The sequence below is a fragment of the Shewanella sp. SG41-4 genome (assembly GCF_014164505.1).
Taxonomy (GTDB): domain Bacteria; phylum Pseudomonadota; class Gammaproteobacteria; order Enterobacterales; family Shewanellaceae; genus Shewanella.
In genome coordinates this window covers 1-9,422 of the sequence record NZ_JACJFI010000169.1, presented here as the reverse complement: position 1 = coordinate 9,422, position 9,422 = coordinate 1, and the positions used below count along the sequence as shown (strand labels likewise).

General features: G+C 41.6%; 8 protein-coding genes. 2 read left to right on the top strand and 6 right to left on the bottom strand.

Annotated elements, in window-relative coordinates:
* A partial coding sequence (locus H5202_RS14615) for an NADPH-dependent 2,4-dienoyl-CoA reductase (RefSeq protein ID WP_182772722.1) occupies positions 1–1,942 on the bottom strand: 1,942 nt, incomplete at its 3' end.
* Between the two features lie 163 nt (positions 1,943–2,105).
* On the opposite strand from H5202_RS14615, the gene sppA reads away from it, so the two are divergent.
* Both sppA and ansA read left to right on the top strand, forming a co-directional pair.
* Positions 2,106–3,950 (top strand): signal peptide peptidase SppA, encoded by a 1,845-nt coding sequence (sppA, locus tag H5202_RS14610; RefSeq protein ID WP_182772721.1) that lies wholly within the window; start codon positions 2,106–2,108, stop codon positions 3,948–3,950.
* A gap of 131 nt (positions 3,951–4,081) precedes the next feature.
* A complete protein-coding gene (gene ansA / locus H5202_RS14605; RefSeq protein WP_182772720.1) occupies positions 4,082–5,095 on the top strand; it encodes an asparaginase in 1,014 nt (337 codons plus the stop codon).
* 335 nt (positions 5,096–5,430) lie between these two features.
* Here ansA and H5202_RS14600 read toward each other — a convergent pair whose 3' ends face one another.
* The 5 genes from H5202_RS14600 to H5202_RS14580 all read right to left on the bottom strand — a co-directional run.
* Positions 5,431–5,712: a YeaC family protein gene (locus H5202_RS14600; protein ID WP_182772719.1), complete on the bottom strand. Its 282-nt coding sequence runs from the start codon at positions 5,710–5,712 to the stop codon at positions 5,431–5,433.
* Entirely contained in the window at positions 5,709–6,026 is a 318-nt protein-coding gene (locus H5202_RS14595; protein ID WP_102037778.1) for a zinc ribbon domain-containing protein, read from the bottom strand. The genes H5202_RS14600 and H5202_RS14595 overlap by 4 nt, the downstream gene beginning before the upstream one ends.
* Before the next feature lie 56 nt (positions 6,027–6,082).
* Positions 6,083–7,207, bottom strand: coding sequence for a M14 family metallopeptidase (locus tag H5202_RS14590; protein WP_182772718.1), 1,125 nt, complete (start codon positions 7,205–7,207; stop codon positions 6,083–6,085).
* A gap of 106 nt (positions 7,208–7,313) precedes the next feature.
* Entirely contained in the window at positions 7,314–7,976 is a 663-nt protein-coding gene (locus H5202_RS14585) for a response regulator transcription factor (RefSeq protein ID WP_182772717.1), read from the bottom strand.
* A gap of 157 nt (positions 7,977–8,133) precedes the next feature.
* A partial coding sequence (locus H5202_RS14580) for a DUF885 domain-containing protein (protein WP_182772716.1) occupies positions 8,134–9,422 on the bottom strand: 1,289 nt, incomplete at its 5' end.

Below are 9,422 nucleotides of genomic sequence, written 5' to 3'. Positions count from 1 at the left end.
CACCAATTAAATGAACAGGTAATCCGCTGGCTTTCATTTCATCAACTAAACTGCGATTCGACGTTTGTCCAGCACACAACACCACGTTATCTACCGCAAGAATTTCAGATTGTTCACCGATTTTAATGTGCAGACCTTGTTCATCAAACTTTTCGTAGCTTACACCAGTTTTCATATGAACTTGATGTTGCTTCAATACGCTACGATGGATCCAACCAGTAGTTTTACCTAAACCTTTACCCATTTTGGTGGTTTTACGTTGTAATAAATACACTTCACGACCAGGTACATGTTCGGCTTCTTCAGTTAATCCACCGGCATTTTGATAGGTTTTATCAATGCCCCACTGTTTTAACCATTTATCGGGTTGCAATGTGCTCGATTCTAATTCGCATAAGAAATGCGCCATATCAAAACCAATACCGCCAGCACCAATCAATGCTACCGTTTTACCTATTTCAACTTGGCCGGTTAATACTTGTTGGTAATCGACCACTTTAGGATTATCAAAACCTGGTAATTCCAACGCTCGTGGTACCACACCAGCAGCAATGACCACTTCATCAAATTTTTCATTAGCCAGTACTGCCGCATCCAATTTAGTGTTTAAACGCAGTTCAACATTATGCAGCTTAATTTGGTTAATGAAATATCGAATCGTTTCATTAAACTCTTCTTTACCCGGAATTTTACGCGCTAAATTAAACTGACCGCCCACTTCTGACTTGGCTTCAAATAAAACCACTTCATGACCACGGGATGCTGCATATACAGAGAACGCCATTCCAGCAGGACCCGCTCCCATCACAGCGATGCGTTTTTTAGTGGTTGTTGGGGTAAAATTAATTTCGGTTTCATAACAAGCACGGGGATTAACCAAACAGGTTGCCCGTTTCATCGAAAAGGTGTGGTCCAAACAGGCTTGGTTACAACCAATACAGGTATTAATCAATTCAGGGGTATTAGCTGCCGCTTTATTCACAAACTCAGCGTCGGCAAGAAATGGCCGGGCCATCGACACCATATCAGCTTGACCTGATGCAATAATCGACTCGCCAATTTCTGGAGTATTAATCCGATTTGTAGCAATTAACGGAATCTTGACTTCTTTTTTTAGTTTTTCTGTTACCCAAGAAAATGCACCACGCGGCACACTGGTCGAAATCGTCGGTACACGTGCTTCATGCCAACCAATACCGGTATTAATAATACTTACGCCTGCTTGTTCAAGCGATTTGGCCAGCTGTACCACTTCGTCCCACGTTGAGCCATTGTCAACTAAGTCGAGCATCGATAAACGGAATACAATAATAAAGTCACTACCAACCTTCTGACGAATCGCGTTAACGATTTCAATCGGGAATTTAACCCGATTTTCATAACTGCCGCCCCATTCATCGGTGCGTGTATTGGTGCGCGAACTGATAAATTGGTTGATCAAATAGCCTTCAGAGCCCATGACTTCAACGCCATCATAACCAGCTTTTTTAGCCAATGCCGCGCTGGTAGCATAATCTTTAATCGTCGAGCGCACTTGACGAGCAGACATCGCCGAAGGGGTAAACGGTGTGATGGGCGATTTTATTTTGCTCGGGGCTAAGCTAAAAGGATGATAGCTATAACGGCCAGCATGCAGGATTTGCATGCAGATTTTTCCGCCCGCTTCATGCACAGCATCAGTAACAATTTTATGTTTGCCCACCTGCCAAGAAAAGCTTAATTGACAGGCGTGTGGCGCCAAACGGCCGCGTAAATTAGGTGCAATACCGCCGGTAACAATTAACCCCACGCCACCTTGAGCACGTTCTTTATAAAATGCTGCCAGTTTCTCAAATCCGCCTTTTTCTTCTTCTAAACCGGTGTGCATTGAGCCCATTAACACGCGATTTTTCAGCTGTGTAAAGCCGAGGTCTAAAGGTTCTAATAAGTGTGGAAACGACATTCAAACATCCTTTTTAAACAAGTGATTTAAACCAGCATACCCCGCCAGTAAAGTTTGCTCAATCATTTAAACGCTCGTTTGTTAAAAACCTTTACAATTGAATTTCACATTTATATTGATTTTCAGTTAGGATGACTACATTAGACAGATAAAGGAGTGGCAAATGTCCGCTAAACCCTCGTTTTTAAAAAGGATGTTTTTACTGTTATGGAATACAGTAAACGGTATCCGTAAGTTCATCATCAACGTTATATTTTTTGGTTTGTTGGCTGTCATCGCTGTGGTACTACTCAACAGCGAAGATGAAATTGTCGTCGAAGATCAATCAGCTCTAGTGCTGAACTTGTCTGGGAGCATAGTGGACCAAAAACATTATGTAGACCCAATAGAAATGGCATTTAGCCAAGGGCAAGCGAATGATCCAGAAGGTGAAATTCTATTAGCTGACGTACTTTATACCATTAATAATGCGACTCAAGATGCCCGCATTAACAGTATCGTACTGGACTTAGCAGAACTACGTGATGCTGGGATCAGTAAAATGACCGCCATTGGTGAAGCATTAACCCAGTTTAAAGCCGCCAATAAGTCCGTTATCGCAATGGCTAATGGTTATGATCAAAACCAATACTTTTTGGCCAGCTTTGCAGACAAAATATACCTTAATAACCAAGGTATGGTAGCGCTGGATGGCTTAAGCCGTTACCGTTTGTATTACAAAGCGGCACTCGAAAAACTAAAAATTACTACTCACGTATTTCGAGTGGGTACATTTAAATCAGCTGTAGAGCCTTTTATCCGCGACGATATGTCAGATGCCGACAAAGTCGCCAGCAAAGAATTGTTAAATGATATTTGGCAAAGCTACTCGACTATTGTTGCCAGCAACCGTCAAATCGGTCCTGATCAATTAGTGTTAAGTACAGATGAGTATCTCGCTCAGCTAGATAAAGCGGAAGGTGACAGCGCTCAAATGGCTGTCAACATGAAATGGGTTGACGAACTGGTTTCGGCAGATGCATTCCGTGTCGCGATGATTGAACGTGTTGGCAGTGATACTGAAGGTAAAAACTTTAAGCAGATTAGCTTTAATGATTACCGAAAGTTAACCGCACCTATGCCTAGCTTTGTTGAAAAAGACGCAGTTGCCGTTATCGTTGCTAAAGGCACGATTCTTAACGGTAAACAACCTGCTGGACAAATTGGCGGTGAAAGTACCTCTGCATTGCTCATGAAAGCACGCTTTGACGATAAAGTGAAAGCCGTCGTACTTCGTGTTGACAGCCCTGGTGGTAGTGCATTTGCATCAGAGCAAATTCGTCAAGAAGTGTTAGCGCTAAAAGCTGCAGGTAAGCCTGTGGTTGTTAGCATGGGTAGCCTTGCTGCATCTGGTGGGTATTGGATATCAGCCAGTGCCGACTATATTGTTGCTACGCCAACAACACTAACGGGTTCACTAGGTCGTTTCGGTATGTGCTCTACGTTTGAACCAGCACTAAATCATTTTGGTGTTACATCTGATGGTGTCGCAACATCTGATTGGGCAGGATTATCGCCTGCGCGCGAATTAAACCCACAAGTTGCCGCGGTGGTACAACGTCATATTGAACGTGGATACCATGAGTTTATTTCTCTGGTAGCAAAAGAGCGTCATATGACGCTAGAGCAAGTAGATAATATTGCTCAAGGCCGTGTATGGACAGGTAAACGCGCGCTCACCTTAGGCCTAGTTGATGAATTAGGTGATATGGATGTGGCATTAGCCAAAGCAGCTGATTTAGCGAAAATGGAAAAGTTCGATGTTAAAGTGATTGAGCAAGAGCTTAGCGCTGAACAACAACTGATGCAGCAAATTATGGGCGCTACTGTGGCTTATGTTCCAGACAGCGTTCGTCAAACCAGTTTAATTGAACGCTTTGCCAAGCAGTGGGCTGGTGCATTTGAAACATTGTCGATGTTTGATGACCCTAATCATGTCTATATGTATTGCGAAAACTGTAATTACTAATCACTCAAATGACCGCAATATGAATATTATTCAAAAAAAGCCTGCTTAGCAGGCTTTTTTATTGGGGATCTTCAAATAAACTCGTATAATTTGCACAATCTGCAATCGACATTCAATTAGAGCCTACATACATGACAAAACGTTCAATTTACGTTGCTTATACCGGCGGTACCATCGGGATGCAAAAGACCGCGAACGGTTTTGTGCCAGTATCAGGGTTCTTAACAGATTGTGTTCAGTCAATGCCGGAATTTTATCATGACGAAATGCCTGAGTTCTTTATTCATGAATACAGCCCATTAATTGACTCATCTAATATGGCACCAACAGATTGGCAAATGATTGCTAATGATATCCAAGCCAACTATGAAAAGTACGACGGTTTCGTCATTTTACATGGTACAGACACAATGGCTTATACTGCCTCTGCTTTGTCATTTATGCTGCAAGGTTTATCTAAACCAGTCATCGTAACTGGTTCACAAATTCCGTTGGCGCAATTACGTTCAGACGGGCAAACCAACTTGCTCAATTCGCTGTATATTGCGGCAAACTACCCAGTTGCTGAAGTCTGTTTGTTTTTTAATAACAAACTGTTTCGTGGTAATCGCTCAACCAAAGCCCATGCTGACGGATTCGATGCGTTTGCATCGCCTAACTTCCCGATGTTGCTAGAAGCCGGCATTAAAATTAACCTTAAAGCAGGTAAAATAACGCAGCCAACGGGTGCCCCTTTAGAGGTTGTCACTATCAGCCCGCAACCTGTCGGTGTCGTTACGCTTTACCCAGGGATCTCCACAGATATTTTTAATAATATTTTACAGCAACCGGTAAAAGCACTGATTTTATTGACCTTCGGCGTGGGGAATGCACCACAAGATAAGAAGCTACTGGATACACTTAAACAAGCCGATGAACGCGGTATTATATTGGTGAATTTAACCCAATGTTTCCAGGGTAAAGTCAATATGGGCGGTTATGCTACAGGTAATGCTTTAGCACAAGCTGGAGTAATAAGTGGTGCAGATATGACCATTGAAGCGGCATTAGCAAAATTGCATTATTTGTTGTCTATTGGTTTAACCCCTGCGCAAATTAAGCAACGTATGCAGGAAAACCTTGTTGGTGAACTGACGGCAGACTAGTTAACCTCAACTCGGGATAATAAACGCCTTTCAAGCAGTCCTTTGCCCTGCTAACTGCGTTGAATCGACTTGCAATAGGCTAGCTATTGACGTGTCAATTCGCCTTGTTAGCATAACAAATGACAAGCTTGAAAGTGAGGTGGGTTAACGTGCTGATTTTAAATAGTATAAGTTCATCCCTTATCCCGAGTTCAGGTTAGTTAACCTCATTGATACTTTTATGTTGTTATTGCTTTAACCAGATACAGCTAAATAAAAATGCGAGCTCATTAGCTCGCATTTTTTTGTCTTATAATATCCATTACAGATAACACATATTATTCAATCTCAGATGATTATAAATCAGCTTCTTTAAACTCGGCGATGGGCTCACCTTTAAACTGTTTTTTCAGTTCTGATTTAGACAACTCATTAATATTACCACCCGCTGCGATAGTAAAATGTTCAGTTTGATGTAACTTACGTGCTTGATACAACATCACCACTTGTAAGGTCGACTCACGCTGTGGTTCAGTTAATACTGTACCGTCATCCCATTTACCTAACTCAGTGGCAGACAACAAGCGTAGGTATACTTCTTCAGGCATTTCATCAATGACTTTATTGATATCGTTCATACTGATTTCCGTTTATGTAACACTATTCTAACTCTGGTAACAAGATAACCCGTAAAGCCAATAACAAAACTGGCAATCGCGATATAAGAAGTTAGCCCTTGTGCAGGCTCTCCTCCCCAAAACCACACCACAACCCCTGCTATAAACAATGTCAAAAAGATAAAGCTTTGGGTCATTAAGCTATTTGAACGCTCAATGTGACTGATAATCGTTAATGACTCAGTATTACCAGTCAAATCGGTTTTACAATGCTCACATTGCTTAGCCAGACTTGAAATTCGCTTTTGACATTTAGGACATGCAACTAAGGCCATAATTTATTCTACCTGCTTGATCATCTGAAGATAAAAATTACTGCTTACTGTCGCGATTATAAATTATCAACCACAGCTAACATCGCAACTAATGACGCTTCACCTAAATATACGCAACGCTCTGGAGACCAGCCCACAAATGGATCGGCTAAATTAGCATTGTCTTTAAATGGCATTTCTAACGTGTTCGATAAACAACTGAACGTATTGGCAACCCAGTTAGAACCCACGGTTAAATTCGCTTTACCTGGCTCATCTTTATCGTAACCAAACTCTGTTTGGAAATCAGCACTGGCAATGGTCAATGCATTGAGAAATTGCTGTTGTAATTGAGCCATTTTATCGTTGTAGCTTGGCACCCCTTCACAACCGGCAAGGAACACATAAGGGAGGCCTTCATCGCCGTGGACATCGTAAAATAAATCAACACCAGTTTGATGCATTTTATTAACGACATAATACACTTCAGGGCTTTTCTCTAAGCTCGGTGTTTGCCATTCGCGATTTAAGTTAGTCCCTACAGCATTAGTACGTAAATGGCCGCGTGCACTGCCATCAGGATTCATGTTTGGCACAATATAAAAATTGGCTTTGTCTAATAAGGCTTTAGATGTTGGACAATCACTATCAAGCAATTGATTTAATAAGCCTTCAACTAGCCATTCAGCCATCGTTTCACCCGGATGTTGACGCGCAGTAATCCAAATATTCTTTTTACTAGGATTAGCATCACCAATTTTAAGCAACGTCATGTCGCGGCCATCAAGGGTTAACCCAAGATGTTCAAGGCTAACTGCTGGGTGTAATTGCACTTCACTGATTAAATCTAAATGACGCTCATAACTGTAAGGTGCAAAATAAGCAATTTGAATAGCTTCACAATCTAACTCGGCTTGAATGGTTAATTTTCCATCGACATACTGAGTTGGTAATCTGAACCAAGTTTGGCGATCATAACTGGCAACGGCTTGATAATCTTCCCAACCTTTTGGGTAAGAAGCAGTACCGGCATTGAGGATGTTAAGGGTATATGTTTGGCCGACGGCCCCTTCTAAACGAAAGTTAAACCATTGATAGAACTCACCGCCAAAATCGGGACGAATTGCGAGCTGTATATCGTCATGTTTGTCTAGATTAATGACGTCAATATTGCCGCCGTCAAAGTTTGCTGTAATCCGCATTAGATTATCCTTTATGTGCTTGCGCTTATTTTGGGCGTAATAACGATTGGTATCAGCCTTATTTTATGCGCCATAGCTTAACAAATGCGGCAATTGGTGTGAACCATTAAAAGCTAAAGCTGTAACCTTGACCGCGAACGGTATTAATTAATTCGCGTGGTAAATTCCGTTTAACTAATTTACGGCGTGTATTACTGATATGCATGTCTAAATTACGGTCAAATCGTCCCAGTTCCTTGTGCAATACTCGTCGTTGTAATTCTTCTTTGGTGACAACTTTACCCTGTCTATCAAACAAATATTTAAATAGTCGATATTCAGTTTGCGTTAACACTAATGATTTTTCAGCAAAACTAATGGTATAACAAGTATCATCAAAACCAATATAGTCATTAACCGCATCATTAATCGGTGCTTGGGTACGTCGATGGAGTACATTAAGACGTAACTGCAATTCGCGGATATTAATCGGTCTACAGAGATAATCGTCGGCGCCGAGCTCTAACGCATTAATGCGCTCAATTTCGCTGTTACTTTCTGCTAACACAATAATGGGCGTGCTAGTTTGTCTTGCGATGAGCAACCAAAATGAATCCGTTTTGGGCACTGAAAAATCTAATAATATGGCTTCAAGCTGCAGAGTCTCCATTTGGATCAACCCATCAAAGGCATTATTAACTCGATGAACATGGTAGCCCTGCTCTTCTAACTGTCGACCTATGTCACTTTTATCTGAAAGGGTATGTTCAATGAATAGGATATTCTTCATGGGAAAATTCTTAATGATAACGATTACCATTAAGATTATCATATCTGTTTACGAGGAACCAGATTTAATCTACCCCTTCACCATTTTCATTAACAAAAAGGCCTGAAATTTCAGGCCTTGAGACATTTGTCACAATTATGAGTGAGACACAATTGGTCTATTTATCTGTCATCAATTGCTTAATGAATTTAACAGGTGCGCTGCCGTAACTTAAAAACTGTTCATGGAACTGTTTTAAATCAAAGCTTTCTCCTTGTTTAGCTTTAAGTTGTTCACGGAAATCATAGATCTCGCGATAACCAGCATAATAGCTAGTCAGTTGGACTTGACTTAAGGTCGCACGACGCCATTTCCCTTCCGCCTCGGCGCGTTGTTGGAACGCTTCGTTCTCGAGTAAATCAATCACCTCTTGCTCGCCCATACCGTTGACCTGAATGCTGTAATCTACAATAGTGTTACAAATAACCCGCAAATTCCATTTGTAATACATCAACCACATTTCAGGTTCAAAATTACCATAACCTTCTTCTAGCATCATACGTTCGGTATACACGGCCCAACCTTCAATCATGGCGCCGTTACCAAACAAGCTTTTGACTAAACTAGGAGATTGGTTAGAAAAGACCAATTGCGTGTAATGCCCTGGGATAGCCTCATGAATATTCAGTACTTGTAAAATCCAATGATTGTATTCACGTAAATAACTCTCTGCCGACTCATCACTCATGCTATCAAGGGGTGAAACGTTGTAGTAAGTATTACCACCTTTATCGTAAGGCCCCGGTGCGCTGATAGACGCGCCGGCAAAACCACGCATATATTCAGGGGTTTCACGCACAATTAACGGTTTGTTCGGGTCAAGAGTCACCAGTTGTTTATCATTGACAAACTTAATCAGTTCTGGGATTTGCTTACGCACTTCAGCAACAAAGTTTTCCCGATTAACATGCTTGGTTGATAACACATCAATTAATTGACGAATTGCTTGTCTCTCATCGTCTGGTTTTGGTGTATCGATGTACTTTGACCAAATGGTGTCGGTGATCTTAGCCATTTCTTGCTGAACATGATTTTTATCTGCGACGGCTTTGTCGTATAACTGTTTAGCCGTCATACCAGACTGAATATCAAAGGCGAACTTTTCTTCGTATAAGGTTTCACCAATACGGAAATCGCGGCCACCATTTTCGGTTAGCTTAGCTTCAAGCGCGGTTAACCACTCAAGGTGCTGTTTAATCGCAGCGGTTGCTGCATCAAAACGCTCAGTAAATAACGCTTTCTGTTCTGCGCTCAATTTCGAATTAGCGACTTGCTGGGCTAACTCGGCAGACAATACCGAAAATGCGCCTTGATTTTGCATAATCGCTAATTGGGTATGTTCAAGTGTCGGATCGCTAATATTGTTTCGCGCGGCCTCATAATAAGCGGGCACATTTTCAAGACGTG

Coding starts and splice junctions, on each gene's coding strand:
- H5202_RS14600 (WP_182772719.1), bottom strand. CDS start 5,712: ATGAACGATATCAATAAAGTCATTGATGAAATGCCTGAAGAAGTATAC.
- sppA (WP_182772721.1), top strand. CDS start 2,106: ATGTCCGCTAAACCCTCGTTTTTAAAAAGGATGTTTTTACTGTTATGG.
- H5202_RS14595 (WP_102037778.1), bottom strand. CDS start 6,026: ATGGCCTTAGTTGCATGTCCTAAATGTCAAAAGCGAATTTCAAGTCTG.
- H5202_RS14585 (WP_182772717.1), bottom strand. CDS start 7,976: ATGAAGAATATCCTATTCATTGAACATACCCTTTCAGATAAAAGTGAC.
- H5202_RS14590 (WP_182772718.1), bottom strand. CDS start 7,207: ATGCGGATTACAGCAAACTTTGACGGCGGCAATATTGACGTCATTAAT.
- ansA (WP_182772720.1), top strand. CDS start 4,082: ATGACAAAACGTTCAATTTACGTTGCTTATACCGGCGGTACCATCGGG.